The sequence below is a fragment of the Streptomyces sp. NBC_01454 genome, from assembly GCF_036227565.1.
GTDB lineage: Bacteria > Actinomycetota > Actinomycetes > Streptomycetales > Streptomycetaceae > Streptomyces.
This window is the reverse complement of record NZ_CP109460.1, coordinates 2,711,924-2,738,588: the sequence shown is the minus strand read 5'-3', so window position 1 is coordinate 2,738,588 and position 26,665 is coordinate 2,711,924. Positions and strand designations below refer to the sequence as shown.

The window sequence follows — 26,665 nt, the reverse complement described above, 5'->3', positions numbered from 1 at the left end:
AATGAGCGGTCGCCGAGATGGGCATGGTTGGATGCGAAGGAAGCCCCTTCCAGGGGGATTCAGGGGGTCGGCGAAGGGCAAGGAGCCGCAGGGGAGCGGCAAACCGGGCTGAGCCCGGCGGCAATCTGTGGCAGGTTGTCGAGTAGGCCCCCCGGAAGGCCCCGGGCGCCGCCCGGGGAGACCTCCCCGGCGGCAATCAAGAGCAACCAGCAGGCGGGAATCGTGAGGATCTTCGGCAAGGTACGGCATCGGCCCTCCGCCTCGTGGCGGCAGGCGACCGACCGCGCTTTCACGCTGATCGGCGACGGCCGTTACGAGGATGCGGGGGCGCTGCTGACGCGTGCCGCGGACATGGAGCCGTGGCTTTCGGAGTCCTGGTTCAATCTCGCCCTGCTGCACAAGTTCCGGCACGACTGGGAACAGGCCCGGGCGGCCGGTCTGCGTGCGGTGGCGCTGTTGGACCGGGAGTCCGGAGCGCCCGACTGGTGGAACGTCGGCATCGCCGCCACGGCCCTGCAGGACTGGCCGCTGGCCCGCCGTGCCTGGCAGGCGTACGGCCTGAAGGTGCCCGGTGACGGCTCCCCGTCCGGCGAACCGCTCGGTATGGCGCTGGGCAGCGCCGCCGTCCGGCTCTCCCCGGAGGGCGAGGCCGAGGTCGTCTGGGGCCGCCGGCTGGACCCGGCCCGTATCGAGGTGCTGTCCATCCCGCTGCCGTCCTCCGGGCGGCGCTGGGGCGAGGTGGTGCTGCACGACGGCGTCCCGCACGGCGAGCGGACCACCGTCAGCGCCGACGGCGCCACCAGGGCCTATCCGGTCTTCGACGAGATCGAGCTGTGGGCGCCCTCCCCGGTCCCCACCTGGGTGGTGCTCCTGGAGGCCGCCTCGGAGGCCGACCGGGACGCCCTGGAGCGGCTGGCGGCCGATGCGGGCTTCGCCGCCGAGGACTGGTCGTCCTCGGTGCGGCTGCTGTGCCGTACGTGCTCGGAGAGCCGGATGCCCAGCGACGAGGACGGGGGCGAGCATCTGGACCCGCACGACCACAGCGAGCCCGGCCACCCCGGGCCGCTCGGGCACCGCACCGCGGGCTCGGGCTCCCTGTGGGTGCCGGAGCGCGAATGCGGCATCGCGGCGCCGTCCGCCCTGGTGCGCGGCCTGCTGGACGGCTGGGTCGCGGACAGCCCGGACACCCGGGAATGGCGGGATCTTGAAGAGGTCTGCTGAGAGCCCGGCGGCGTCCCCGTAGGCTGTAGGGCGACTAACCAGGGTTTTCAGGAAGGCGTACGGCGGAGATGGCCCAGCAGCCTGTGTTCGATCAAGAAGGTGACCAGCGCGTGGACGAGGCGTTCATCGACGACGTCACCGATGCCGGGGAGCGGGAGGAAGCCCACCGTGAGCGGGGCACCTCGCGGCCGATCACGGTCGTCGGTAACCCGGTGCTCCACAAGGAGTGCAAGGACGTCACGGCGTTCGACGAGGAGCTCGGCCGGCTCATCGACGACATGTTCGCCAGCCAGCGCACCGCCGAGGGGGTGGGCCTGGCCGCGAACCAGATCGGTGTGGACCTGAAGGTCTTCGTCTACGACTGCCTGGACGACGAGGGCGTCCGGCACGTCGGTGCGGTCTGCAACCCCGTTCTGGAGGAGCTGCCGGCCGAGCGCCGCATCCTGGACGACTCCAACGAGGGCTGTCTGTCCGTGCCCGGCGCCTACGCCGAGCTGGCCCGCCCCGACTACGCCGTGGTCCGCGGGCAGGACGCCAAGGGCGAGCCGATCGCGATCCGGGGCACCGGCTACTTCGCGCGCTGCCTGCAGCACGAGACCGACCACCTCTACGGCTACCTCTACATCGACCGGCTCAGCAAGCGGGAGCGCAAGGACGCGCTCCAGCAGATGGCCGAGCGGGAGCCCCGCTACCCCGTCGTCGCCAACGACTGACGACGCAGGCGCACGGGCGCCCGGCCCGCCGGCCGGGCGCCCGCTCCCGTTCACGGGGCTTGCCGGTAGGCGCTCCAGATCTTCGGCGGGATGGTCGTGCCCATCTCGCTGTCCGCGCCGCCGACGCCCTGCATCGGCAGCAGATCAGGGGCGCCCGGCTTGTTGCGGAACATGGTGACGGCGGTGGTCGGCTCGTTGCTGTCACCGGCGGTGGGCAGCCGGCCGGGGCGGACGCCGGCCCCGCTGCCGGGGTCCTTGCCGAAGTCCGGGACACCGGCCGGCGGGCCGCCGATGAACCACGCGGACTTCATCCGGTCGCCCGGCTCGGTGCGACCGGCCGCGACCGGAGGTGTCGCCGCACCGTCGTCGGGCGTCCCCAGTGCCTGCTGGCCCAGTTCCTCCAGGGCGCCGGACACCTGCTGTGCGACCCCGGCGTCCAGGACCTGGTGCGGCGTGGGGCGGTGCGGACCGGGCACCGGGCGTCCGTTGTGGGTGAGCGAGGTCACCGCATAGGGGTCGGTGTGCAGCCCGCCGTTGGCGAAGGTGGTGTAGGCGCTCGCCATCCGGACCGCGCTGGGGGCGGAGGTGCCCAGCGGGAAGGTCTGTTCCAGGCGCGCCATGCTCTCCTTGCGCAGCCCCGAGGCCACCGCCAGATCCCGGATCGGTTTCAGCCCCATCTCCTTTCCCGCCTGCACGAACGGCGGGTTCTTGCCCTTCAGCAGCGCCCAGCGCAACACCAGCGGCCGGGTCTTGTCGGTCGCCGCGCGGGAGGGGTCGGTGTCCGGGGGCGTGGTGGCCGGCGCCTGGACCGACGGCTGGTCGGTCTGCCGCTGGAGCGCCGCCGCCAGCACGAACGGCTTGAAGGCGGACCCGGCCGGGACCGCCGTGGTGTCCGCGTTGTTGCTGAAGTGCCGGGTGGCATCCGCGCCGCCGTAGAGCGCGACGATCGCGCCGTCCTTGGGGCGTACCGACGCGGCGCCGAATTCCACGAAGGCGTCCGCGGCGCGCTGTTTCGGGTCGAGGGTGGTGCGGCGCACATCGGTGACGGCCTTTTCCAGGCGGCGGGTGCGCTGTTTGTCGAAGGTGGTGTGGATGCGATATCCGCCGCGCGCCAGATCCTTGTCGGTCAGGCCGGTGTCGGCCTTGATGAACTTGTTGGCGATATCGACGAGATAGCCGGTCTGGCCGGCCTGGCTGGTGGGCTTGGACAGTGCGCGGGGCTCGGGGAAGGTGCGGTAGTTCGCCCGCTCCTGCGCGCTCATCTTCCCGGTGGCGACCTGCCGGTCGAGTATCCACTTCCAGCGGGCCACCGCCCGCGCGTGATTGGCCTTGCTCATTCCCGGGTCGTACTGCTCCGAGCCCTTCAGCAGGGCCGCCAGCAGGGCGCTCTGGCTGGGGTTCAGCTGCTTGACGTCGATGCCGTAATACGCGTGGGCGGCGGCCTGGATGCCGTAGGAACCGCGGCCGAACCAGCTGGTGTTGAGATAGCCGCGGAGAATGTCCTGCTTCGACTTCTGGTTGTTCACCTTCAGCGAGATGACGAATTCCTTCACCTTGCGGGTGATCGTCTGGTCCTGCGAGAGATAGGTGTTCTTCACGTACTGCTGGGTGATGGTGGAGCCGCCCTGGGTGTCCCCGCCCGACACCATCGCGATGAGGGCCCGGCCGATGCCCTGGAGCGAGATGCCGGGGTCGCTGTAAAAGGTGGCGTTCTCCGCCGATATCACGGAATTCTCGACGGAATCGGGCACCTTGTCGAGGGAGACATTCTGCCGGTTGACGGCGCCCACGCTCACCATCTGGCTGCCGTCCGCCCAGTAATAGACGGAGGCCTCCTGCCCGGCGAGCGTGTTCTCACCCGGTATGTCGACCTTCGCGTACACCACGGCGAACAGCCCCGCCAGGCCGCCCACGCCGAGCGCGACGGCGCTCAGCCACTGTCTCCATGACGGCAGCCACCGGCGCAGACCTTCCCGTCCCTGACGCGGATAGTCGATGAACCGACGACGCCCCTTCGTGCCCTTCATACCCGCATAGATGTGGCGGCCGTGGTCCTCGTTGCCGAGGTAACAGAACGCTCACAAAAGGCGGGTGGGCGGGGCGAAGGGGCGTCGCGCTGCGTCTTCCGGAAAACCGGCTTTCAGCCGCTGTCTAGAAGTCGTCGTCGAAGGAGACCGAGCCCTCGACCGCGACCTGGTAGGCCGAGGCCCGGCGCTCGAAGAAGTTGGTCAGCTCCTGGACGTTCTGCAACTCCATGAAGGAGAACGGGTTCTCCGAGCCGTAGACCGGCGCGAAGCCCAGCCGCTGGAGCCGCTGGTCGGCGACGCACTGGAGGTACTCGCGCATCGAGGCGGTGTTCATGCCCGGCAGGCCCTCACCGCACAGATCGCTGCCGAACTGCAGCTCCGCCTCGACGGCCTCCTTGAGCATCTCGGTGACCTGCTGCTCCAGCTTGTCGTCGAACAGGTCCGGCTCCTCCTGGCGGACGGTGTCCACCACCGAGAACGCGAACTCCATGTGCATGGACTCGTCGCGGAAGACCCAGTTGGTGCCGGTGGCCAGGCCGTGCAGCAGTCCGCGCGAGCGGAACCAGTACACGTACGCGAAGGCGCCGTAGAAGAACAGGCCCTCGATGCAGGCCGCGAAGCAGATCAGGTTCAGCAGGAAGCGGCGCCGGTCGGACCTGGACTCCAGCCGGTCGATGCGCTCGACCGAGTCCATCCACTTGAAGCAGAACTCGGCCTTCTCCCGGATGGAGGGGATGTTCTCCACCGCGGCGAAGGCGGCGGCGCGGTCGTCCGGGTCGGGGAGGTAGGTGTCCAGCAGCGTCAGATAGAACTGGACGTGCACCGCCTCCTCGAAGAGCTGACGGCTCAGGTACAGCCGCGCCTCGGGGGAGTTGATGTGCTTGTAGAGCGTCAGCACCAGGTTGTTGGAGACGATCGAGTCACCGGTCGCGAAGAACGCCACCAGCCGGCCGATCATGTGCTGCTCGCCCGGCGAGAGCTTGGCGAGGTCGGCGATGTCGGAGTGGAGGTCGACCTCCTCCACGGTCCAGGTGTTCTTGATCGCGTCGCGGTAGCGGTCGTAGAACTCCGGGTACCGCATGGGACGCAGCGTCAGCTCGAAGCCCGGGTCGAGGAGGTTCTTGGTGCCGGTGGTGGCGGTGTGTGCCGCGGCGGCGTTGGTTTCGGGTGCGGTGGTCACTGGCAGGCCTCGCAGGACTCGGGGTTTTCCAGGGAGCAGGCGACGGCCTCGGGGTCGGTGGCCTGCTGCGGTACGGGCGCGGCCGCGGCGGTGGCGCCGCGGGCGGACTGGGCGATCCGGGTCGCCGGCCGCGAACGCAGGTAGTACGTCGTCTTGATGCCGCGCTTCCAGGCGTAGGCGTACATCGAGCTGAGCTTGCCGATGGTCGGCGACGCCATGAAGAGGTTCAGCGACTGGCTCTGGTCGAGGTACGGCGTGCGGGCCGCGGCCATGTCGATCAGCGAGCGCTGCGGGATCTCCCAGGCGGTGCGGTAGAGCGCCCGGATCTCCTCGGGGATCCAGGTGACGTCCTGCACCGAGCCGTTGGCCTCGCGCAGCGCGTCCCGGGTCCGCGCGTCCCACAGCCCCAGCGCCTTGAGCTCCTCGATGAGATAGGCGTTGACCTGGAGGAACTCCCCGGACAGCGTCTCGCGCTTGAAGAGGTTGGAGACCTGCGGCTCGATGCACTCGTACACGCCCGCGATGGAGGCGATGGTCGCGGTCGGCGCGATCGCCAGCAGCAGGGAGTTGCGCATACCGGTCGACGCGATCCGGGTGCGCAGCGCCGCCCAGCGGTCGGCCCAGCGCGGCTCGGCGTTCGGGTAGTGGTCCGGGTGCAGCACCCCGCGGGCGGTGCGGGTCGCGGACCAGGCCGCGTGCGGGCCGTGCCGTTCGGCGAGGTCGGCGGACGCCTCGTAGGCGGCGAGCATGATCCGCTCGGAGATCCGGGTGGACAGCTCCCGTGCCTCGGGCGAGTCGAAGGGCAGCCGCAGCCGGAAGAAGACGTCCTGCAGGCCCATCAGGCCCAGACCCACCGGGCGCCAGCGGGAGTTGGAGGCCCCGGCCTGCTCGGTCGGGTAGAAGTTGATGTCCACCACGCGGTCGAGGAAGGTGACGGCGGTGCGGACCGTGGCGTCCAGCCGCTCCCAGTCCATCGCCTCCTCCCAGCCGGCGGTCTCGTCGCCCAGGTGCGCCGAGAGGTTGACCGACCCCAGGTTGCAGACGGCGGTCTCCCCGTCGTCCGTCACCTCCAGGATCTCCGTGCACAGGTTGGAGGAGTGCACGACGTGGCCGGGCTCGGCGGTCTGGTTGGCGGTGCGGTTGGCGGCGTCCTTGAACGTCATCCAGCCGTTGCCGGTCTGCGCCAGGGTGCGCATCATCCGGGAGTACAGCACCCGCGCCGGGATCTGCTTGACCGCCCGGCCGTCGGCCTCCAGCTTGCGGTAGGCGGCGTCGAACTCCTCGCCCCACAGGTCCACCAGCTCCGGGGCGTCCGCGGGCGAGAACAGCGACCAGTCGGCGTCCGCCTCGACCCGGCGCATGAACTCGTCCGGGATCCAGTGCGCGATGTTCAGGTTGTGGGTGCGGCGGGCCTCCTCACCGGTGTTGTCGCGCAGCTCCAGGAACTCCTCGATGTCCGCGTGCCAGGTCTCCAGGTAGACACAGGCGGCGCCCTTGCGACGGCCGCCCTGGTTCACGGCGGCGACCGAGGCGTCCAGGGTGCGCAGGAACGGCACGATGCCGTTGGAGTGCCCGTTGGTGCCGCGGATCAGCGAACCGCGGGCGCGGATACGGGAGTACGACAGCCCGATGCCGCCGGCGTGCTTGGACAGCCGCGCGACCTGGTGGTAGCGGTCGTAGATCGAGTCCAGCTCGTCCAGCGGGGAGTCCAGCAGATAGCAGGACGACATCTGCGGGTGGCGGGTGCCGGAGTTGAAGAGGGTGGGGGAGGAGGGCAGGTAGGACAGCGAGCTGGTGAGGCGGTAGAGCTCGGCGACCTCGTCCAGCGCGCGCTCGCTGCCCTCTTCGGAATCAGCGGTCTCCGCCAGGCCGCAGGCCACCCGCAGCAGGAAGTGCTGCGGGGTCTCGATGACCTGACGGGTGGTGGGGTGGCGCAGCAGGTAGCGCGAGTGCAGGGTGCGCAGCCCGAAGTAGCCGAAGCGGTCGTCGGCGCCGTCGGCCAGCGCCCGGTCGACCAGCGCGTCCAGCCGGGCCGCGTGGGTCGCCACGAACTGTGCGGTCTCGTCGGCGATCAGCCCCTCACGGTGGCCGGTCGCGACGGAGGCGGAGAACGAGACGGCGCCCTGGCCGGCGGCCTCCTCGGCCACGGCGAGGGTGAGCAGGCGCGCGGCGAGCTTGGAGTACTGCGGCTCGTCACCGATCAGACCGGCCGCGGCATCGGTGGCCAGCGACCGCAGTTCGGCCCCGCCTGCGCCCTCGTACCGGCCGCGCAGGGCGGCGGCGGCCACCTTGCCGGGGTCGGTCGCGGTCAGGTCCGCGGTCAGCTCGGTCAGGGTGCGCAGCAGGGCGACGCCCGGACCGTCCTCGCCCGGACCGCCGTCGGCGGCACCGGCGGCACCGGCAGACACGGCCACCGCAGGCGGCACGACCTCGGCGTCTGACGCGGGCTCCGTTGGCGCGATGGTCACGTGATGCTCTCCCTCACTCGGCGGGGGCCGTGAGGGTCGGCGCGACGGGCGCACGCGGGCATGCGGCACCCCGACACGGTCAGGGGTGCGCGGGCTCACCACGCGGCGTCCACCGGCCCAGCCCTCGGGGCCCGGACGTATCGACGTCCGCACCCATGGCGGTGCGGTCGTACCGTCGGCAGGTCCTCGGACTTCGGGCGTGCGCCGGGGCCGATTTCCGGCCGTGGAAGCGCGCCCCTACACCGTTGCGGGACAGTTCCGGATTCCCACCGGATTCCCCTGCGGCGACAGCGAGCACGAGCATACATCTTGTGCTGCCGCCCGCACGCACCCCCACATCTTGTGTCGTTGTGTCATACCACTCCGGCGGGGTGCGCACCGCCATCGGCCCGTCCGGGCCCGCGACGGGCCCTCAAAACCCCTGTGGGAAGGGCCTGGAGCCGCCTCTTCAGGCCGCTCGCGGGGTGCCGTCCGCCGGCCGTCGGCACGCTCTGCAGGACCGTGCGGAAGCCCGCCGTCCAGTGTGCCGGGCGGGTGCGGACGACGCGAGCGGGGTGACGCGGAAAGGGCCGCCGCGCCCCCGTCGGGGGACGCGGCGGCCCGTGGCCGTGCGCGGGGGAAAAGCTCAGTGGCCGGCCGGCGCGCCCGCCGTGGCGGGCGGCAGGTCGACGACGACGCCCTGGTCCCCGGCGTCCGCCGTGTAGTCCGCGGGGCTGGTCTCGTCGATGCCCTCGGGAGCCTTGGCGGCCTTCAGGGCGAAGGTCAGCACGACCGTCACGACGACGTTCAGGACGAAGGCGGTCAGACCGATGTAGCCGATCTCACCGATGCCGGGGATTTCGTTGCTGGAGCCGCCGAAGTGCGCCTGGGTCGGGCTGGCCACGCCGTAGGCCGCGAGCGTGCCGTAGAGCATGCCGACCGCCCAGCCGGTGAGCAGCGCCCAGCGGTGGAACCAGCGGGTGAACAGGCCGCCGACCAGCGACGGCATGGTCTGCAGGATCCAGATCCCGCCCAGCAGCTGGAAGTTGATCGCGACGGTCTTGTCCATGGTGAGGACGAAGACCAGCGCGCCGACCTTCACCAGCAGCGAGACCAGCTTGGCGACCTTGTGCTCCTGCGCGGGCGTGGCGTCCGGCTTGAGGAAGTCCTTGTAGACGTTGCGGGTGAACAGGTTGGCCGCGGCGATCGACATGATGGCCGCGGGCACCAGCGCGCCGATGCCGATCGCGGCGAACGCGACGCCGGTGAACCAGCTCGGGAACATGTCCTCGAAGAGCTGCGGGATGGCCAGCTGGGGGTTGCCCTGGATGTCCGTGCCGGCCTTGATCGCCATGAAGCCCAGCAGCGCCAGCAGCCCCAGCATCAGGGAGTACAGCGGCAGGATGGTGGTGTTGCGGCGGATCACGTTGCGGCTGCGCGAGGACAGCGTCGCGGTGATCGAGTGCGGGTACATGAAGAGCGCCAGCGCCGAGCCGAGCGCCAGGGTCGCGTACGCCCACTGGGCGTTGGGCCCGCTGACCAGCTCGCCGCGCGGTTTGCCGGGGACGGCGCCGGGCTGGGAGAGCGCCTTGCCGGCCGAGTGGAAGATCGCGTCGAAGCCGCCCAGCTTGATCGGGATGTAGATGATCGCCACGGTGATGACGAGATAGATCAGCCCGTCCTTGACGAACGCGATCAGCGCCGGCGCCCGCAGCCCCGAGGAGTAGGTGTACGCGGCCAGGACGGCGAACGCGATCAGCAGCGGCAGGTCCTTGACGAACCAGTTGGTGTGCTCGCCGCCGCCGATGCCCAGCACGTCCAGGACGGCCTGGATGCCGACCAGCTGGAGCGCGATGTAGGGCATCGTGGCGAGGATGCCGGTGAGCGCCACGGCCAGCGACAGGCCCTTGGAGCCGAAGCGGCCGCGCACGAAGTCGGAGGTGGTGACGTAGCCGTGCTTGTGCGAGACCGACCACAGGCGCGGCAGGAAGGTGAAGATGAGGGGGTAGACCAGGATCGTGTACGGCACGGCGAAGAAGCCGGCCGCCCCCGCCGCGTAGATCGCCGCCGGTACGGCCACGAAGGTGTACGCGGTGTAGAGGTCACCGCCCAGCAGGAACCAGGTCACCCAGGTGCCGAAACTGCGGCCGCCCAGACCCCATTCGTCGAGGCTGGCGGACTCGTCGGCTTTGCGCCAACGGGCGGCCAGGAAGCCCATGACGGTCACGGCGAGGAAGAAGAAGACGAAGACGGCGAGGGCCACGCCGTTGACGCCCTTGGTAGCGGAGCCGGCCAGCACGGCGGCGGCGTCCGGCGCGGTCGTGGTCAGGCTCATTCCGACCCACCGCCCTTGCGCGCCCGCTGCTCACGCTGCACGAGCTTGTACGCGCCCATGGTGAGCACCGTCGAGATCAGCACCCAGGCCATCTGGTACCAGTAGAAGAACGGGATCCCGATGAGCGTCGGCTCGATCCTGGCGTACGAGCTGACCCACAGCATGGCGACGAACGGAGCGATCAGGCAGAGTCCGGCGATCACCCGCGTGGGCGTGACGACCTGTCTGCGATCCGGTGGTGCAGCTGACTGGGTCATGACCGTTGCTCCGTCCCCTGGCGGTACTCCTGTGCGATCGGCTGGAAATCTATGGCAGGGGCGTGGCGCGCGTCACTAGCTGTCCGCATATCGGTATCAAGAATCCACCTTCCGCCGGGCCGACGACCGGCCGGCGGCGGGCGCGGCGGCCGGGCGCGCCGGATCCGGTCGGCGGGCGGGCCGGGCGGGTCCGGGCGGAAGGCGCCCGGCCCGCGGGGCGGCGGGTCAGTCCGTGGGGCGGCGCAGCCTGGCGACGAACTTGTAGCGGTCGCCGCGGTAGACCGAGCGCACCCACTCCACCGGCTGCCCCTGGGCGTCGAGCGAGTGCCGGGAGAGCATCAGCATCGGCAGCCCGACGTCCGTGCCCAGCAGCCCGGCCTCGCGCGGGGTGGCCAGAGAGGTCTCGATGGTCTCCTCGGCCTCGGCCAGCCGGACGTCGTAGACCTCGGCGAGCGCGGTGTAGAGGGACGTGTACTTGACGAGGTTCCGGCGCAGCGCGGGGAAGCGCTTCGCCGACAGATGCGTGATCTCGATGGCCATCGGCTCACCGCTGGCCAGCCGCAGCCGTTCGATGCGCAGCACCCGGCCGCCGGTGGCGATGTCCAGCAGCCCGGCCAGCCGGTCGTCGGCGGTGACATAGCCGATGTCCAGCAGCTGGGAGGCCGGCTCCAGGCCCTGGGCCCGCATGTCCTCCGTGTAGGAGGTCAGTTGCAGCGCCTGGGAGACCTTCGGCTTGGCGACGAAGGTGCCCTTGCCCTGGATGCGCTCCAGCCGGCCCTCGACGACCAGCTCCTGCAGGGCCTGACGCACCGTGGTGCGTGAGGTGTCGAACTCCGCGGCGAGGGTGCGCTCGGGCGGGACCGGGGTGCCGGGCGGCAGGGTCTCGGTGATGTCCAGCAAGTGCCTCTTGAGCCGGTAGTACTTGGGCACCCGTGCGGTCCGTGCGCCGCTGTCGGCAGTGCCGCCCCCGTCCGTCTCCATGACCCGCCTCTCCGACTCCTGTCGTGCTGCCGTCACCGGCTCCTCCGTACGTAGCGGCTCACATCGTGGCACGGGAGGGTTCCCCGTGCGCTGTTGCCGGTCCCGGCCCGCCGGAAGTCGGTCGGGTACCGGACCTGGCAGCGACTCTTATACACCTCTTGACACCCCAAAAGGTCTAGGCCAAGCTGCGGGCACTGGTCTAAACCATTAAAGACCACACCCGGCCTTGGGGGGAGAACGCAATGAAGCGTGGGCTCAGCGCGGTGACGGTGGTGGTGGGGATGCTGGTGGGGGTCGCCGCCTGTGGAGCCGGCGACGGCGGCACGACGGGCGCGGCGGGTTTCCGGGGGAAGAAGCTGACCGTCTGGGTGATGAGCGGGTCGAATCCGGAGCGGTGGACGCGGCAGGTCTCCGCGCAGTTCCACCAGCGGACCGGCGCCACCGTCGAGTTCAAGGTCCAGCAGTGGAACGGTATTCAGCAGCGGTTGAGCACCGCGCTGTCCGAGGACACCCCGCCCGATGTCGTCGAAATAGGCAACACCCAGACCGCCGCCTATGCCGCGGCCGGCGCCCTGGCCGATCTCGGCGACCTCAAGAAGGAGATCGGCGCCGGCTGGAGTGACGCCTTCAACAAGGCCTCCCTCGTGGACGGAAAGCAGTACGCACTGCCGTGGTACGCCGGAAACCGCGTGGTGATGTACAACAAGAGGATCTGGGCCCGGGCCGGCCTCAAGGGCACCCCGCGGACCCGCGGTGAACTGTTCCGGGCCTTTGCCGCCATCAGGAAGAAGACCGGCGCCGAACCGCTCTATCTCCCCGGCCAGAACTGGTACTTCTTCGACGGCCTGACCCTGGGCACCGGCGCCGACCTGGTGAAGAGGCGGGGCGGCCGATGGGTCTCCAACCTCGGCGACCCCAAGGTCGCCCGGGCCATGGACATCTACCGGCAGTACCAGTCCTTCAGCACCGCACCCAAGAACAAGGACGAGGCCACCCCGCAGCAGGCCGAGGTCTTCGCCAAGGGGAAAACGGGCGCCGTCATCGCCATGGGCTACGAGGCCGCCACCGCCGTCAAGGCCCACCCGGAGATCAAGAAGGACATCGGTTTCTTCACCCTCCCCGGGGAGCGCGCGGACAAGCCCGAAGGGGTCTTCCTCGGCGGCTCCAATTTCGCCGTCGCCGGTACGGGCCGGAATCAGGAACTCGCCAGGGAATTCCTGAGGATCGCCCTGTCGAAGCAGAACGACGCCCAACTGGTCAAGGAAGCCGGCTGGACCCCGAAATCCCCCGATCTGGCCGGCGCCGCGAAGGGGAATCCGGCCGCGGAGGCCGCCGCGCCCGCGGCGGCGAAGTCCGGCGGCACCACTCCGCTGATTCCCCAGTGGGCCGCCGTGGAGAACGTACCGAACCCGATCAAGAGCTATATGACGGCCGTTCTCAGCGGTAAGTCCCCGGCCGATGCCGCCAAGGAGGTCGAGCCCGAGATCAACGCGCGGCTCGCCCGGCAGTAGGGCGCATCCGGGACAGCGGCGAGAAGGACGACGACGAGCAGGGGGAGCGGGGCTCATGGACGTGCGGCTCGACGACGCGGCGGACGAGGCCGCCCCGGCCACCGGCAAGGGGGGCGGTCCGCCCGCCCGGCACGGCCCCGGCGGCCGGCGGGCCGCACCAGCCGCCGGCAGGAGGGGCGGACGGCCCACCCGCCGCACCCCCTACCTCCTGCTCCTCCCCGCCCTGCTCGCCACCGCGGTTCTGCTGGGCTGGCCGATGGTCCGCACGCTTGTGCTCTCCTTCCAGAACCTCGGCATGAAGGAGCTGATCCAGCACCTCACGGACTGGTGCGGGAGCGCCAACTACCAGGAGATCCTGGGCAGTGCGCAGTTCTGGCGGGTCACCCTGCGCACCCTGGTGTTCACCGCCGTCAACGTCACCCTGATCATGGTCCTCGGCGTGCTGACCGGGCTGCTGCTGGCCCGGCTCGGCAAGGCGATGCGGCTCACCCTGTCCGTCGCGCTGGTGCTGGCCTGGGCGATGCCGGTGATCGCCGCCACCACCGTCTTCCAGTGGCTCTTCGACGCGCGTTCCGGCGTCGTCAACTGGCTGCTGGCCCGGCTCGGATGGCATGCCATGGCTCACTACGACTGGGTCGGCACCCAGCGGTCGACCTTCTTCGTCATCACCGTACTGATCGTCTGGCAGTCGCTGCCCTTCGTGGCCCTCCACCTCTACGCCGCCACCACGACCATCCCCGGGGAGCTCTACGAAGCGGCCCGGATGGACGGCGCCGGCGGCTGGCGGGTCTTCACCTGCGTCACCTTCCCGTTCCTGAGGCCCTTCCTCCTGGCCACGACGTTCCTGGAGGTCATCTGGGTCTTCAAGGCGTTTCCGCAGATCTTCGCGATCAACCAGGGCGGGCCCGACCGGCTCACCGAGACGCTGCCGCTCTACGCCTTCACCGAGGGCGTCGGCAATCTCCACTTCGGGAGGGGCGCCGCCATCTCGCTGCTGACGATCGTGGTGCTGCTGGCGCTGACCGCGTACTCCCTGCGTCTGACCCTCCGGCAGGAACGGCAAGAGGAGAACGAGCTGTGAAGCGCTCGCCGGCCGCACGCATCTGGCCCAACGCCACGGCGGCCCTGCTCGCCCTGGGCTTCGTCTTCCCGGTCTACTGGATGTTCGCCACGGCCTTCAAACCCACCCGGGACATCGTCACCGACGACCCCGTGTGGTTGCCCCTCCACGGCACCGCCGAGCACTTCGTGACCGCCGTGCACGCCCCGGACTTCTGGGCCCTGGCGGGGAACTCGGTCCTGGTGACCGTGGTGGCCGTGGCGCTGTCGCTGGTGATCGCGCTCTGCGGCGCCTTCGCCCTCACCCGGATGCGCTTCCGCGGCCGCCGGGGCATCCTGCTGACCTTCATGATTGCCCAGATGGCACCCTGGGAGGTCATGGTGATCTCGGTCTATCTGATCGTCCGGGACGCCGGCCTGCTCAACAGCCTGCTGCCGCTCACCCTCTTCTACATGCTGATGGTGCTGCCGTTCACCCTGCTGACGCTCCGCGCCCATGTCGCCGCGGTGCCCCGGGAGCTGGAGGAGTCCGCGATGGTCGACGGCTGTTCGCGGCGGCAGGCCTTCGGCAAGGTGGTGTTCCCGCTGCTGGCCCCCGGACTGATGGCCACCTCGCTCTTCGGCTTCATCACCGCCTGGAACGAATTCCCGCTCGTGCTGGTCCTCAACAAGGAACCGGCCATGGGCACCCTGCCGTTGTGGCTCTCGCAGTTCCAGAGCCGGTTCGGGGACGACTGGGGTGCCACCATGGCCGCCTCCTCGCTCTTCGCCCTCCCGATCCTGGTCCTTTTCCTGTTCCTGCAACGCAAGGCGGTCGGCGGTCTCACCTCCGGCGCAGTGAAGGGATGACACAGCCCATGACCCCTCTCGTCCGCGCGGTACGGCCCGCCGACACCCTCACCCGCGACGCCCTCGCCGTCCTCCAGCCGGGCTTCACCGGCACCACCGCCCCCGACTGGCTGCTGCGCCGGCTCGGCGAGGGCCTGACCTCGGTCGGCCTCTTCGGCCGCAATGTCACGGACCCCGCGCAACTCGCCGCACTCACCGCCCGGTTGCGCACCGAACGCGAGGACCTGCTGATCGCCCTCGACGAGGAGGGCGGCGACGTCACCCGCCTCGAAGTGCGCGGCGGCTCCTCCTTCCCCGGCAACCACGCGCTCGGAGCCGTCGACGACACCGCCTTGACCCGCGACGTCGCCCGGGAACTCGGCCGGCGGCTGGCCGACTGCGGTATCACCCTCAACTGGGCGCCCTGCGCCGACGTCAACTCCGACCCCGCCAACCCGGTCATCGGCGTCCGCTCCTTCGGCGACGATCCGCACCTGGTCGCCCGGCACACCGCCGCCTACGTCGAGGGGCTGCAGTCCGCCGGCGTCGCCGCCTGCACCAAGCACTTCCCCGGCCACGGGGACACCGCCGTCGACTCCCACCACGACCTGCCGCGGATCACCGCCGGCCTGGCCACCCTCCAGGAACGCGAACTGGTCCCGTTCCGCGCCGCCGTCGCCGCCGGCACCCGCGCCGTGATGAGCGCACACCTCCTGCTGCCCGCCCTGGACGCCGAGCGCCCCGCCACGCTCAGCCCCGCCGCGCTGGGCGGTCTGCTGCGCGGCCCCGTCGACGAAGGCGGCCTCGGCTTCGACGGTCTGATCGTCACCGACGGGATGGAGATGCGGGCCGTCTCCGCCGCCTACGGCCTCGAACGGGGCAGCGTGCTGGCCGTCGCGGCCGGTGCGGACGCCCTCTGCGTGGGCGGCGGACTGGCGGACGAGGAGACCGTGCTGCGGCTGCGCGACGCGCTGGTGCGGGCGGTGCGCGCCGGCGAACTGCCCGAAGCGCGGCTCGCCGACGCCGCCGCACGGGTACGTGCCCTGGCGCGCTGGACCCGGCGTACCGGCCCGGGGGAGGGGGCCGCGCCCGCCCCCGGGATCGGCCTCACCGCGGCCCGGCGCGCCCTGCGTTCCGCCGCCGCCGGCCCGTTCGCCCCGCTGACCGCGCCCGCGTGTGTCGCGGCCTTCACGCCGCTGGCCAACATCGCCGTGGGGGACGAGACCCCCTGGGGCGTGGCCGCCGAACTGGCCCGGCTGCTCCCCGGCACCACCACGACCACCTGCACCGAGGAGTCCGCCACCGCGGCCGGCACCCCCGCGCTGGTCGAGGGGCTGCTCACGGCGGCCGCCGGGCGCCGGCTGGTCGCGGTGGTCCGCGACGTCCACCGTCACCCCTGGATGGCCGCGGCACTCGACGCCCTCCTTGCCGCCCGCCCCGACACCGCGGTCGTCGAGATGGGTGTCCCGCAGTCCCCGCCCCGAGGCGCCCTGTACCTCGCCACCCACGGCGCCGCCCGCGTCTGCGGCCTGGCCGCCTCCGAGGTCCTCACGGGGCGGCGCGCCCTCCCGGACGGGGGCTGAGCACCCCGCCCGGGATCTCCGGGACCGTCAGAGGCCCTGCCAGTGCGGCTTCGCGGCGTAGGTCGCACGGAAGTAGTCGGCGAGCGTCAGCTTCGCGGCGGCGGCCTCGTCCACGACGACGGTCGCATGCGGGTGGAGCTGCAGGGCCGAGGCCGGGACCAGCGCGGCGACCGGCCCCTCGACGGCCCGGGCCACGGCGTCGGCCTTGCCCGCGCCGGTGGCGAGCAGCACCAGATGGCGGGCCTCCAGGATGGTGCCGATGCCCTGGGTGATGACGTGGTGCGGCACCTCCTCGGGGCGGTCGAAGAACCGGGCGTTGTCCTTGCGGGTCTGCTGGGTCAGCGTCTTGATCCGGGTCCGTGAAGCGAGCGACGAGCAGGGCTCGTTGAAGCCGATGTGCCCGTCGGTGCCGATGCCCAGCAGCTGGAGGTCCACCCCGCCGGCCTCGCGCAGCGCACCGTCGTACGCCGCGCAGGCGGCCTGGACGTCCTCGGCCGTGCCATCGGGCCCCATGAAGGAGTCCGCGTCGAGACCGAGCGGCTCGACCACCTCACGCAGCACCACCGAGCGGTAGGACTCGGGGTGCCCGGCCGGCAGGCCCACATACTCGTCGAGCTGACAGATGCGCGCCCGTGAGGCGTCCACCGACCCGGCCCTGACCCGTGCCGCCAGCGCCTCGTAGACGGGCAGCGGGGTGGAGCCGGTGGCCACACCGAGCAGCGCTGCGGGCCTACGGCGCAGCAGGGCCGCGAGGGCCTCCGCGATCAGCTCGCCGCCCGCCATGGCATCCGGAACGATGACAACTTCCACGCTTGGCCTGCCGTTCTGGAGAATCTCATGTGGTATAGACCAATCTAGCAGAGCGGGGGCGACGGGACCCGGCGGCGCTGCCGGGCGGAGGCGGTGTCTTCCGGTGGCGGGGCAGGCCGGGCGGGGCGCTGTCCGGGCCGAACGGCGGGGCGCCCTCCGGGGCGAGCGACGACACGCCGGCGAACTCGCCGTCGCGAGCGGCGGGATGGGGCGTCGAGCGTGCTGATCGCGGCGCGGGCGGACGCCCGGCGCAGGCTGGATGCGGCATCCCGGCCGGTGGCGGGCGGTCCGGACGGCCCGGAGGAGGCACGACGCTCCCCTCCGCGGCACGGGCCCGCCCGGATCCGTTGACGGCCCCGGAAACACCCGCGGGCCGCGGCGCCGGGACAGGACCCTCAACCTGTCCGGCACCGCAGCCCGGAGCTGACATCGGCCGGTCCCGCCTTGCGGGCGGAAGGCGCCCCTGTGTGCGGTAGGGGCGCGGTCCCGTCCTGGGACCGGTCGATCGGAGGCCTCGGCGCAGTCAGGGCAGAGAGCGCCGGCGGCCTCGTTCCGTTCTCCTGTGCGGGGAGAACGGAGGTCTTTGCCGCATTCTGGACTAGACCATTCTCACTTGTCCATGCCCATGCAGACACATCGCATACAGGGTACGCCGGTAGGCTCCAAGACGTGCCCTCCATGAACGATCTCGTACGCCAGCACACCGCTCTGAGCGACACCGACCTCGAGTGGCTCCATCTGCTGGTCTCGGAGTGGCAGCTGCTCTCCGACCTCTCCTTCGCCGATCTGGTGCTGTGGGTGCCCACCCTCGACGGCACCCGCTATGTCTCGGTCGCCCAGATGCGGCCCAATACGGGCCCCACCTCGTACCAGGACGACATGGTCGGCCATCTCGTACCCCGCGGGCGGCGCCCCATGCTGGACTCCGCCCTGGACGAGGGCCGCATCGTGCGCGAGGGCGACCCGGAGTGGCGCGAGGAGGTGCCGGTACGCGTCGAGTCCATCCCCGTGCGCCGCGAGGGCCGGGTGCTCGGGGTGATCGCCCGCAACACCAACCTGCTGACCGTACGCACCCCCAGCCGCCTGGAGCTCACCTATCTCCAGAGCGCCTCCGACCTGGCCCAGATGATCGCCGCCGGCGCCTTCCCCTTCCCCGGCCAGCAGGTCGACATGGACGCCTCACCGCGCGCCGGCGACGGACTGATCCGGCTAGACGCGGAGGGCGTCGTCCAGTACGCCAGCCCCAACGCCCTCTCCGCCTACCACCGCCTCGGTCTCGCCGCCGACCTGGTGGGCCACCACCTGGGCCGGGCCACCGCCGAACTCGCCCCCGCCCGCGGCCCGGTGGACGAGGCACTGGTCAAACTCGCCAGCGGCTGGGCCCCCCGGGAATTCGAGGTGGAGGGAAATGAGGGCGTCATCCAATTGCGCGCCATTCCGCTCAAACCCAAGGGAACTCACATCGGTTCGCTGGTTTTGTTGCGCGATGTGACCGAACTGCGACGCCGCGAACGGGAACTGATCACCAAGGACGCCACCATCCGGGAAATCCACCACCGGGTGAAGAACAATTTGCAGACAGTAGCCGCGCTGCTGCGGCTGCAGTCCCGCCGGATGGATTCCGCACAGGGCCGTGAGGCACTCAACGAGGCCGTCCGCAGGGTCGGTTCGATCGCGATCGTGCACGAGACGCTGTCCCAGACCCTCGACGAACGGGTCGAGTTCGACGAGATCGCGGACCGGGTGCTGGCCATGGTGGCGGAGATCTCCCCAGGCAAGGTGACCACCCGCCGCACCGGACGCTTCGGCATCCTGGACGCCGAGGTGGCCACCCCGCTGTCGATGGTGCTCACCGAGGTCCTGCAGAACGCCCTGGAGCACGCCTTCGGCCCGGCGGAGCACGGCACGGTCGAGGTCGGCGCGGTGCGCGGCGGCAGCCGTACCGAACCGCGGCTGCTGGTCACCATCCAGGACAACGGCCGCGGCCTGCCCGAGAACTTCGATCCGCAGCGGGCCGGAAATCTCGGACTGCAGATCGTACGGACCCTGGTGGAGGGGGAGTTGGGCGGCACGTTCGACATGGTGCGGGCGCCCGAGCGGGGTACGCAGGTCGTCCTCGACGTACCCGTGCGGGCCGAGAAGCAGCACTGACGGCCGGCACCGTCCGCCCTGTCCACCCCGCCGCGCCGGCCCGCACCCGCCCCGGAACAGCAGCAAGCCCCGGACCCATCCGGTCCGGGGCTCAAAGCTCTTGAAATGCGATGACGACCGAGCTGATCAGCTCCGGAGGTGCATCGGGGGTACTGCGCGCTGCGGCTCGGGGGCCACGGGGCTACTGGCTCAGGCGCTGGCGTTGCGCGCCCGGTTGCGAGCTGCACGGCGCTTCATCGCGCGGCGCTCGTCCTCGCTCAGACCACCCCAGACGCCGGAGTCCTGGCCGGACTCGAGCGCCCACTGCAGGCACTGCTCCATGACGGGGCAGCGGCGGCAGACGGCCTTGGCTTCCTCGATCTGCAGGAGCGCAGGACCGGTGTTGCCGATGGGGAAGAAGAGCTCGGGGTCTTCCTCGCGGCAAACGGCGCGGTGACGCCAGTCCATGGCTGCTCCATCTCCTCGTGTGACGGGATCGTTGCTTGTGAATGTGAACGCTTTCACGAATCCCCCCGCAAGGGAAGGGCCGAACCCCAGTGGAGAACTGGTGCGGTCCTGTGGAATGAGGGAGAGGATTCGGGCTCTCAAGGGGGCCGGTGAAGCGGCCGTCCCGATCGCCAGGAAGAGACTCGCAAACCTCGGCTGCGGATACAACCCCTTCCGGAAACTTTTTTTTGAATCCTTGGTGTCGCCTAGCTCACAGCCGTCATTCCAGGGGGTGGAAACCAGTCTAAACGTTCGAGTGAAAGGACTTTGGGCTCTACTGCTCACACAATCACACGCAGTGCACGGCGAACGCCTGTGAACGTCACACTCGTGCGCAGTCCCAGGTGGTCACCGTCCATCTGGAAGGGCAGTGGAACCTGCGAATGCAAGGTGAAGTTCGTGAGGTCGTGATGTGAGAGTGCGTGCCTGCCGTGGGGCCCGCGCTCGGGTGTTGACGTCAGTAGCTGGGTGGCGTAACGGGCCACGGCGGCCGGGGAGAGCTTGCTCAGTGCGAACACATCCAGGGCCGTGTCGAACGAGGCGTCCGGGGACGGGTAGATCGGCCGATTGCCCAGGTAGGACCACGGAGCGGTGTTGCAGATTATGGCCAGCGCGAGGTTCTCGACGAGCTCCGCGGCGTCCTCGGTACCGCCCGGGCGTTCGAGGGTGATGACGCCCCGCCGGCGGTTCGCCTCGCCCAGGAACTGCCGTACGACCTGTCGCACGTACAGGGCGTGGGTCGAACGCTTGCCGCGTTCGCGCTGCTGCTCGACCCGGCCGACGACACCGGCGTCGAAACCGAAGCCCGCACAGAAGGTGAACCAGCGTTCCGGTACGCCCTCGTCCTCGGTGCCGGGTGTGCCGGCGGCGAGGCCCAGACCGATCGTGCGCTCACTGCCGTCGCGCAGGGCGTCCAGCAGTGCGCCGGTCGCCTCCACCACGTCATTGGGCAACCCCAGCGCGCGGGCGAAGACATTGGTGGAGCCGCCGGGGACGACGGCCAGCCGGGGGTGGGAGTCCGGATCGGGGCCGCTCGCCAGCAGACCGTTGACGACCTCGTTGACCGTGCCGTCGCCGCCGAGCGCCACGACCAGATCGATCTGCCCGCCCTCGGTGGCCTGCCGGGCGAGATCACGTGCGTGTCCGCGGTACTGCGTCTGGGCGACCTCCAGTTTGAGGTCGCTGGCGAGCGCGTGGGTGAGCACGTCACGGGTGCGGGCACTGGTGGTGGTTGCAGCGGGATTGACCACGAGGAGTGCGCGCATATGGAGCAGCGTACCTACCTGCTGGTACCGGTCTCACGCCCTGTCCGCCTCCGGGGCACCCCCAAAGGCGGTGGCCGCCGGCGCTACCCTGCTGGGGTGAGCAGTCAGCAGAAGCAGTCCGCGTCCCGAGCCGCCGACGCCCCCGCCGCCCACGAGCCGGCCGGACCGCGGCCCGCCCGGCTGAGCGCCGCCGCGGCGCTCACCGCGGCCGAGGGGCTCGCGCTGGCCGCGCTCGGCGCATACATGCTGATCATGGGGCTCGCCGGTTCGCCGGACAGCGCGCAGCAGGCGGAGATGGGCGGGCTGACCGTCCTCGCGCTCGCGGTGCTGCCGCTGGTGGCCGCGCGGGGGCTGTGGCTGCGCCGGCGCTGGAGCCGGGGCCCCTCGCTGATCACCCAGATCGTGGCGCTGCCGGTGGCCTGGACGCTGGTGAACGGCGGCGGGGCGCTGATCGCGGCCGGCATCGGACTGGCCGTGGCCGCGCTGGTCGTTCTCGTCCTGCTGGTCAATCCGACGGCCACCGAGGCCCTGGGCATCGGGCCGCGGGAGGCTCCCTGACGGACGCCGGGCCCACAACGGATGAATGAAGGGGCGGGATCCTCACCGGGATCCCGCCCCTTCACCGTTTTCACCGTCGGCCGGTGCCCGGCGCGCCGGGTCCGTTACTCCCCTACTCCTCGACGAGCAGCTTGTCGCGCAGCTGGGCGAGGGTGCGGGCCAGGAGCCGGGAGACGTGCATCTGGGAGATGCCGACCTCCTGGGCGATCTGCGACTGGGTCATGTTGCCGAAGAACCGCAGCAGCAGGATCTTCTTCTCCCGCGGCGGGAGGTCCTCCAGCAGCGGCTTGAGGGATTCGCGGTACTCGACCCCCTCCAGCGCCTCGTCCTCGGCGCCGAGGGTGTCGGCGACCGCGGGGGACTCGTCGTCCGTGTCCGGCACGTCCAGGGAGAGCGTGCTGTACGCGTTGGCGGACTCCAGGCCCTCCAGGACCTCCTCCTCGGAGATCGCCAGATGTTCGGCCAGCTCATGGACGGTGGGGGCCCGGCCGTGCCGCTGGGACAGCTCGGCGGTCGCGGTGGTCAGCGACAGCCGCAGCTCCTGGAGGCGGCGCGGGACGCGGACCGCCCAGCCCTTGTCACGGAAGTGCCGTTTGATCTCGCCGACGACGGTGGGGGTGGCGTAGGTGGAGAACTCCACGCCGCGGTCCGGGTCGAAGCGGTCCACCGACTTGATCAGACCGATGGTGGCGACCTGGGTCAGATCGTCCAGCGGCTCACCGCGGTTGCGGAACCGCCGGGCCAGATGCTCGACGAGCGGGAGATGCATCCGCACGAGAGCATTGCGCAGCTCCGCGCGCTCCGGGGAGCCGTCGGGCAGTCCGCGCAGTTCGTAGAACATCGCCCGGGCGCCGCTGCGGTCGTGCGGTGCCTGGGAACGCTGGTGATCCTGCAGCTGGTGTTCGGGGGCCGGAGCGTTGTGCTGATGCTCCTGCTGCCCCGGCTGCTCGCTCTGCTCCATGTGGTCCGCCCGCTCTGCCTGCTCCGCCGCATTCAACCGGCCGCCGTGGTGGGCCACACCCACCGGATGCGGCCGGGCCTGCTGCCCGGGGATGGTGGCACCGGCCGCCATCCGCCCGCCGCGTTCGAGATCTTTCACGGGGCCCCCTGTTCGGTCATGACGGTCCGGGACCGGCGCCGCGCTCCTTGTACAGACTGATGGTGACCGTCTGGTCCTCGGCGACGGTGGAATCGACCTTGCCGGCCAGCGCGGAGAGCACCGTCCAGGCGAAGGTGTCGCGCTCGGGGGCGCGGCCGTCGGTCGTCGGGGCCGACACCGTGACCTGCAGCGCGTCGTCAATCAGACGGAAGACGCAGCTCAGCACACTGCCGGGGACGGCCTGTTGCAGAAGGATCGCGCAGGCCTCGTCGACCGCGATGCGCAGATCCTCGATTTCGTCGAGGGTGAAGTCCAAGCGGGCTGCGAGGCCGGCCGTGGCCGTACGCAGCACGGACAGGTAGGCACCCGCAGCGGGCAGACGGACTTCCACGAAGTCCTGAGTCCCGGGCTCGCCTGCGATCTGGGACACCCTCACCTCCAAGGTGGCACAAGCTGGTTGAGCTGGAAATGCGCGATATTCGCGTTGTTCGGGATAGGTGCCGGCCCTTTTCTCCCCTCGGGTGAAAGGAGAACGATCAGGCGCGACGCATGGTTCGGCTGTGACGCTATCGCGATCTGCGGGCCGGTGTCGCCCGGAAGAAGGACGACTGCCGTCCAGGGGCGATCCGGCCCCGGTTCTTCCGGCGCCACCGCTGTCACTGATTGTAAATCGACGGGTACGGAAAGTGGCTAGGGGTGTGCACTGTCAAATCGATGCCGATTACGCTCCGTTGACGCGTGACGTGGCCGCGAGGTCGTGCAGTGCCTCTCCAGTGAGCCGGAAGACCGTCCATTCGTCCATGGGGCGGGCGCCGATCGACCGGTAAAAGCCGATGGACGGTTCATTCCAATCCAGGACCGACCACTCGAAACGCTCGTACCCGCGGGCCACGCAGATCTCCGCGAGGGCCGCGAGCAGCGCCTTGCCGTGGCCGTCGCCGCGGGCCTCGGGGCGGACGTACAGGTCCTCCAGGTAGACACCGTGTGTGCCCGTCCACGTCGAGAAGTTCCGGAACCACAGGGCGAAGCCGACCGGGGCGCCGCCGGCCTCCGCGATCAGCGCGAAGGCGGCCGGCTGCGGTCCGAAGAGGGCCTCCTCGAGCTGCGGCCCGGTGGCCCGGGCGGCCTGGGGCTCGCGCTCGTACGCGGCCAGCTCGCCGATCATGGCCAGGATGACGGGGACGTCGTCGGGGGTCGCTTGGCGGATCATGTCTGAAGGCTAAACGGACGCCGTCCGGCTCTTCACACCAGTTGCTGGTCGACGAAGCACCAGCGCCAGGAGTCGCCCGGTTCGAAGGTCCGCATCACGGGATGGCCGGTCTCCTCGAAGTGCCCGGTGGCATGCCGGAACGGCGACGAATCGCAACAGCCGACATGGCCGCAGACCAGGCACAGCCGCAGCTGTACGGGGTGGCTGCCGACGGCCAGGCACTCCAGGCAGGTGGCGCTCAGCGGCGCCGGTTCGGCGCGCGGCAGTCCGGGAACATGCGTGCACTCGCTCATGATGGCCAGGTTAGATCGCCGGGACGGCCGGCACAGGACACGGGGACGGGACGGGACCGATGGCTGTCATGCCGCTGTTGTTGCTGGTTGCGGGGAGCACGGCGGTCGCCGGACTGGCGCGCCGCACACCCGTCCCCGCGCCGCTGCTGCTGGTCGCCGCGGGGCTCGCGGCCTCCACCGTCCCGGGCCTGCCGGACTACACCCTCGATCCGCACATCGTGCTGCCGCTGGTGCTGCCCCCCTTGCTGCACACCGCGGCGCTGGACAGCTCGTATCTGGATCTGCGGGCCAATGTGCGGCCGGTGGCGCTGCTGTCGGTCGGCTATGTCCTGTTCGCCACGCTGGTGGTGGGCTACGCGGCCTATCTCGTCATCCCGGACCTGCCGCTGACCGCCGCGCTCGTCCTGGGCGCCGTGGTCGCCCCGCCGGACGCGGTCGCAGCCACCGCCATCGCCCGCCGGCTCGGGCTGCCGCACCGGATCACCACGATTCTGCAGGGCGAGTCGCTGGTCAACGACGCCACCGCGATCACCGCGTACAAGGTCGCGCTGGCCGCGGCCCTCGGCGCGGCCACCACCTGGGGGGAGGGCGTCAAAGAGTTCGCCGTCGCGTCCCTGGGCGGCATCGGCATCGGCGTCGTGCTGATGGTGCCGCTGCACTGGCTGCGGGTGCGGCTGCGCGAATCGGCGCTGCTGGAGAACACCCTCTCGCTGCTCATCCCGTTCGTCGCCTACGCGACGGCCGAGCAGTTCGGCGCCTCCGGGGTGCTGGCCGTCGTCGTGGTCGGCCTCTACCTGGGGCACCGCTCCTGGCAGGTCGACTTCGAGACCCGGCTCCAGGAGGAGGCGGTGTGGAAGGTGGTCTCCTTCATCCTGGAGTCCGCCGTCTTCGCGCTGATCGGGCTGCAGCTGCCGGTGGTGCTGCGGGGCCTGGGACGGTTCAGCGGGCCGCAGGCCCTGTGGTACGCGGTGGCGGTGTTCTTGGTCGTGGTCCTGGCGCGCTTCGTGTGGGTCTTCCCGGCCACCTTTCTGCCGCGCGTCCTGTCGGCCCGGATCCGCGCCCGCGAACCGGGGACCAACTGGACCGCACCGGTCATCGTCGGCTGGGCCGGGATGCGCGGGGTGGTGTCGCTGGCCATCGCGTTCTCCCTCCCCATGGCCGGGCACGGCACGGGGGCCTTCCCGGCCCGCAACCTCGTGCTCTTCCTGACCTTCACCACCGTCATCGCCACCCTCGTCCTCCAGGGGCTGACGCTGCCGCCGCTGATCCGCGCGCTGAAGCTGCCCGGCCGGGACGACCGGGCCGAGACGCTGGCCGAGGCGCAGGCGCAGAACGAGGCCTCCCGGGCCGCCGAGGAGCGGCTGGAGGAGCTCTTGCGGGACGACCGCAATGCCCTGCCCGGGCCGCTCACCGACCGGCTGCGCACGATCATGGAACGGCGCCGCAACTCCGTGTGGGAGCGGCTCGGCGCGGTCAACGAGGCGACCGGGGAGTCCGCCGACGAGACCTACCGGCGGCTGGCCCGGGAGATGATCGACGCCGAGCGGCAGGTGTTCGTCCAGCTGCGGGACGCCCGGCGGATCGACGACGAGATGCTGCGGACGCTGCTGCGCCGGCTGGACCTGGAGGAGGCGACGGCTTACCGGGAAGTGGCGTCGTAGGGGTGCGAGGCTCCCCGTTCAGGGCGTGCCGGTGATCACGGCGGCCACCGTGCTGCCGGGGGCGAAGGCGCCCTCCCCGGCCAGCGTCGTCAGCCCGTACAGCAGCTTGGCGACGTAGAGCCGCTCCAGCGGCAGCCCGTGCCGGTCCTCGAAGGCGTCCGCGAACGCGTCCAGCTCCGGGGTGCGGCGGGCGTATCCGCCGCAGTGGAAGCGGTCGTCCAGGCGCCAGTCGCCGCGCGGTCTGCCGAACGCGGCGGTCTGCAGCGCCCCGATCGCCTGCTGGAGGAAGTGCGGGCGGCCGCCCTTGAGGACGGGGAAGCCCAGGGCGCGCTGCCGCGGGCCCAGTCCGGCGGCGAGTCCGGCCAGGGTGCCGCCGGTGCCGCAGGGCACCGCGACCGTGTCCGCCACCCCGCGCAGCTCCCGGCCCAGCTGCGTACAGCCCTGGGCGGCAAGGGCGTTGCTGCCGCCCTCGGGTATCACGCGGAACGCACCGAAGCGGTCGTGCAGGGCGGCGAGGACGTCCGGGTCGCCGGCGCGGCGGTAGCGGGCCCGGTCCAGGAAGTGCAGCCGCATCCCGTCGGCGGCGCAGCGGGCCAGCGACGGATTGAGCGGCCGCCCGGCCAGCTCGTCGCCGCGGACCACGCCGATGGTGGTGAAGCCGAGCAGCCGGCCGGCCGCGGCCGTGGCCCGCAGATGGTTGGAGTACGCCCCGCCGAAGGTCAGCAGCGCGCGGTCGCCGGCCGCGGCGGCGGCCCGCAGATTCGGCTCCAGCTTCCGCCACTTGTTGCCCGGCAGATCCGGGTGGATCAGGTCGTCCCGCTTGAGCAGCAGCCGTACCCCGCGGCGCGCGAACGGCCCGTCGGTGAGCTCCTGGACGGGCGAGGGCAGGCGCGGGCGCAGGGTGTGGGGGTCCGGCTGCGAGCCGGGGACGGTGCGGGTCACCCGGCCCATTGTCCCGGGTGCCGGCGCGGTGGGCCGGTCCCGTACCGC

The 26,665-nt window shown here is 71.0% G+C and carries 23 protein-coding genes and 1 riboswitch; of the genes, 9 read left to right on the top strand and 14 right to left on the bottom strand.

The annotated features are described in order from the left end of the window. Nucleotides 1-222: 222 nt before the first annotated feature. The gene (locus OIU81_RS11800) at nt 223-1,221 is read left to right on the top strand and encodes a tetratricopeptide repeat protein (protein ID WP_329146592.1); all 999 of its coding nucleotides are present in this window, start codon (nt 223-225) and stop codon (nt 1,219-1,221) included. A gap of 68 nt (nt 1,222-1,289) precedes the next feature. Beyond that, nucleotides 1,290-1,934 (top strand): peptide deformylase, encoded by a 645-nt coding sequence (gene def / locus OIU81_RS11795; RefSeq protein ID WP_329146590.1) that lies wholly within the window; start codon nt 1,290-1,292, stop codon nt 1,932-1,934. A 50-nt stretch (nt 1,935-1,984) separates the two neighbouring features. On the opposite strand, the gene OIU81_RS11790 is transcribed toward def, so the two are convergent. From OIU81_RS11790 to OIU81_RS11765, 6 genes are all read right to left on the bottom strand, one after another. Continuing rightward, nucleotides 1,985-3,961, bottom strand: coding sequence for a transglycosylase domain-containing protein (locus tag OIU81_RS11790; RefSeq protein ID WP_329146588.1), 1,977 nt, complete (start codon nt 3,959-3,961; stop codon nt 1,985-1,987). 124 nt (nt 3,962-4,085) lie between these two features. Next, on the bottom strand, nt 4,086-5,141 hold the full coding sequence (locus tag OIU81_RS11785; protein WP_329146586.1) for a ribonucleotide-diphosphate reductase subunit beta: 1,056 nt from the start codon (nt 5,139-5,141) through the stop codon (nt 4,086-4,088). Continuing rightward, a complete protein-coding gene (locus OIU81_RS11780; RefSeq protein WP_329146584.1) occupies nt 5,138-7,609 on the bottom strand; it encodes a ribonucleoside-diphosphate reductase subunit alpha in 2,472 nt (823 codons plus the stop codon). The genes OIU81_RS11785 and OIU81_RS11780 overlap by 4 nt, the downstream gene beginning before the upstream one ends. Nucleotides 7,610-7,769: 160 nt before the next feature. After that, nucleotides 7,770-7,917: riboswitch (cobalamin riboswitch) on the bottom strand. Between the two features lie 317 nt (nt 7,918-8,234). Further along, on the bottom strand, nt 8,235-9,923 hold the full coding sequence (gene mctP, locus OIU81_RS11775; protein ID WP_329146583.1) for a monocarboxylate uptake permease MctP: 1,689 nt from the start codon (nt 9,921-9,923) through the stop codon (nt 8,235-8,237). After that, a complete protein-coding gene (locus OIU81_RS11770) occupies nt 9,920-10,180 on the bottom strand; it encodes a DUF3311 domain-containing protein (RefSeq protein ID WP_329146581.1) in 261 nt (86 codons plus the stop codon). Before OIU81_RS11770 ends, mctP begins: the two co-directional genes overlap by 4 nt. Nucleotides 10,181-10,405: 225 nt before the next feature. Then, nucleotides 10,406-11,161 carry a GntR family transcriptional regulator gene (locus tag OIU81_RS11765; RefSeq protein ID WP_329155060.1) on the bottom strand — a complete coding sequence of 252 codons (756 nt, stop codon included), beginning with the start codon at nt 11,159-11,161 and terminating at the stop codon, nt 10,406-10,408. A 242-nt stretch (nt 11,162-11,403) separates the two neighbouring features. Here OIU81_RS11765 and OIU81_RS11760 point away from each other — a divergent pair, with 242 nt between their 5' ends. Genes OIU81_RS11760 through OIU81_RS11745 form a run of 4 tightly spaced genes read left to right on the top strand, consistent with a single transcriptional unit; the run spans nt 11,404 to nt 16,142 of the window. Beyond that, nucleotides 11,404-12,672: an extracellular solute-binding protein gene (locus tag OIU81_RS11760; RefSeq protein ID WP_329146579.1), complete on the top strand. Its 1,269-nt coding sequence runs from the start codon at nt 11,404-11,406 to the stop codon at nt 12,670-12,672. A gap of 55 nt (nt 12,673-12,727) precedes the next feature. Continuing rightward, a complete protein-coding gene (locus OIU81_RS11755; RefSeq protein WP_329146577.1) occupies nt 12,728-13,753 on the top strand; it encodes a carbohydrate ABC transporter permease in 1,026 nt (341 codons plus the stop codon). Further along, nucleotides 13,750-14,580, top strand: a complete 831-nt coding sequence (locus OIU81_RS11750; protein ID WP_329146575.1) for a carbohydrate ABC transporter permease — start codon at nt 13,750-13,752, stop codon at nt 14,578-14,580. Before OIU81_RS11755 ends, OIU81_RS11750 begins: the two co-directional genes overlap by 4 nt. Nucleotides 14,581-14,588: 8 nt before the next feature. After that, a complete protein-coding gene (locus OIU81_RS11745; RefSeq protein WP_329146573.1) occupies nt 14,589-16,142 on the top strand; it encodes a glycoside hydrolase family 3 protein in 1,554 nt (517 codons plus the stop codon). Between the two features lie 27 nt (nt 16,143-16,169). Here OIU81_RS11745 and nagB read toward each other — a convergent pair whose 3' ends face one another. After that, nucleotides 16,170-16,952 carry a glucosamine-6-phosphate deaminase gene (gene nagB, locus OIU81_RS11740; RefSeq protein WP_329146571.1) on the bottom strand — a complete coding sequence of 261 codons (783 nt, stop codon included), beginning with the start codon at nt 16,950-16,952 and terminating at the stop codon, nt 16,170-16,172. Between the two features lie 678 nt (nt 16,953-17,630). Here nagB and OIU81_RS11735 point away from each other — a divergent pair. Further along, entirely contained in the window at nt 17,631-19,103 is a 1,473-nt protein-coding gene (locus OIU81_RS11735; RefSeq protein WP_329155058.1) for a sensor histidine kinase, read from the top strand. A gap of 189 nt (nt 19,104-19,292) precedes the next feature. Here OIU81_RS11735 and OIU81_RS11730 read toward each other — a convergent pair whose 3' ends face one another. Together OIU81_RS11730 and OIU81_RS11725 are read right to left on the bottom strand one after the other, a co-directional pair. After that, nucleotides 19,293-19,550, bottom strand: coding sequence for a WhiB family transcriptional regulator (locus tag OIU81_RS11730; protein ID WP_003983230.1), 258 nt, complete (start codon nt 19,548-19,550; stop codon nt 19,293-19,295). Nucleotides 19,551-19,870: 320 nt separating this feature from the next. Beyond that, nucleotides 19,871-20,854, bottom strand: a complete 984-nt coding sequence (locus tag OIU81_RS11725) for a diacylglycerol/lipid kinase family protein (protein ID WP_329146568.1) — start codon at nt 20,852-20,854, stop codon at nt 19,871-19,873. Nucleotides 20,855-20,950: 96 nt separating this feature from the next. On the opposite strand from OIU81_RS11725, the gene OIU81_RS11720 reads away from it, so the two are divergent. Then, on the top strand, nt 20,951-21,412 hold the full coding sequence (locus OIU81_RS11720; protein WP_329146566.1) for a hypothetical protein: 462 nt from the start codon (nt 20,951-20,953) through the stop codon (nt 21,410-21,412). A gap of 112 nt (nt 21,413-21,524) precedes the next feature. Here OIU81_RS11720 and OIU81_RS11715 read toward each other — a convergent pair whose 3' ends face one another. The 4 genes from OIU81_RS11715 to OIU81_RS11700 all read right to left on the bottom strand — a co-directional run bounded on the left by OIU81_RS11715 (nt 21,525) and on the right by OIU81_RS11700 (nt 24,014). Beyond that, nucleotides 21,525-22,484, bottom strand: a complete 960-nt coding sequence (locus OIU81_RS11715) for an RNA polymerase sigma factor SigF (RefSeq protein ID WP_329155056.1) — start codon at nt 22,482-22,484, stop codon at nt 21,525-21,527. Nucleotides 22,485-22,527: 43 nt separating this feature from the next. Then, nucleotides 22,528-22,941, bottom strand: coding sequence for an anti-sigma regulatory factor (locus tag OIU81_RS11710; RefSeq protein WP_006603191.1), 414 nt, complete (start codon nt 22,939-22,941; stop codon nt 22,528-22,530). 291 nt (nt 22,942-23,232) lie between these two features. Next, on the bottom strand, nt 23,233-23,721 hold the full coding sequence (locus OIU81_RS11705) for a GNAT family N-acetyltransferase (RefSeq protein WP_329146564.1): 489 nt from the start codon (nt 23,719-23,721) through the stop codon (nt 23,233-23,235). A gap of 32 nt (nt 23,722-23,753) precedes the next feature. Then, nucleotides 23,754-24,014: a UBP-type zinc finger domain-containing protein gene (locus OIU81_RS11700; protein WP_129244515.1), complete on the bottom strand. Its 261-nt coding sequence runs from the start codon at nt 24,012-24,014 to the stop codon at nt 23,754-23,756. Nucleotides 24,015-24,073: 59 nt separating this feature from the next. Here OIU81_RS11700 and OIU81_RS11695 point away from each other — a divergent pair, with 59 nt between their 5' ends. Further along, nucleotides 24,074-25,675 carry a Na+/H+ antiporter gene (locus OIU81_RS11695; RefSeq protein WP_329146561.1) on the top strand — a complete coding sequence of 534 codons (1,602 nt, stop codon included), beginning with the start codon at nt 24,074-24,076 and terminating at the stop codon, nt 25,673-25,675. Nucleotides 25,676-25,693: 18 nt separating this feature from the next. Here OIU81_RS11695 and OIU81_RS11690 read toward each other — a convergent pair whose 3' ends face one another. After that, nucleotides 25,694-26,626 (bottom strand): 1-aminocyclopropane-1-carboxylate deaminase/D-cysteine desulfhydrase, encoded by a 933-nt coding sequence (locus OIU81_RS11690; protein WP_329146559.1) that lies wholly within the window; start codon nt 26,624-26,626, stop codon nt 25,694-25,696. Nucleotides 26,627-26,665 lie beyond the last annotated feature (39 nt).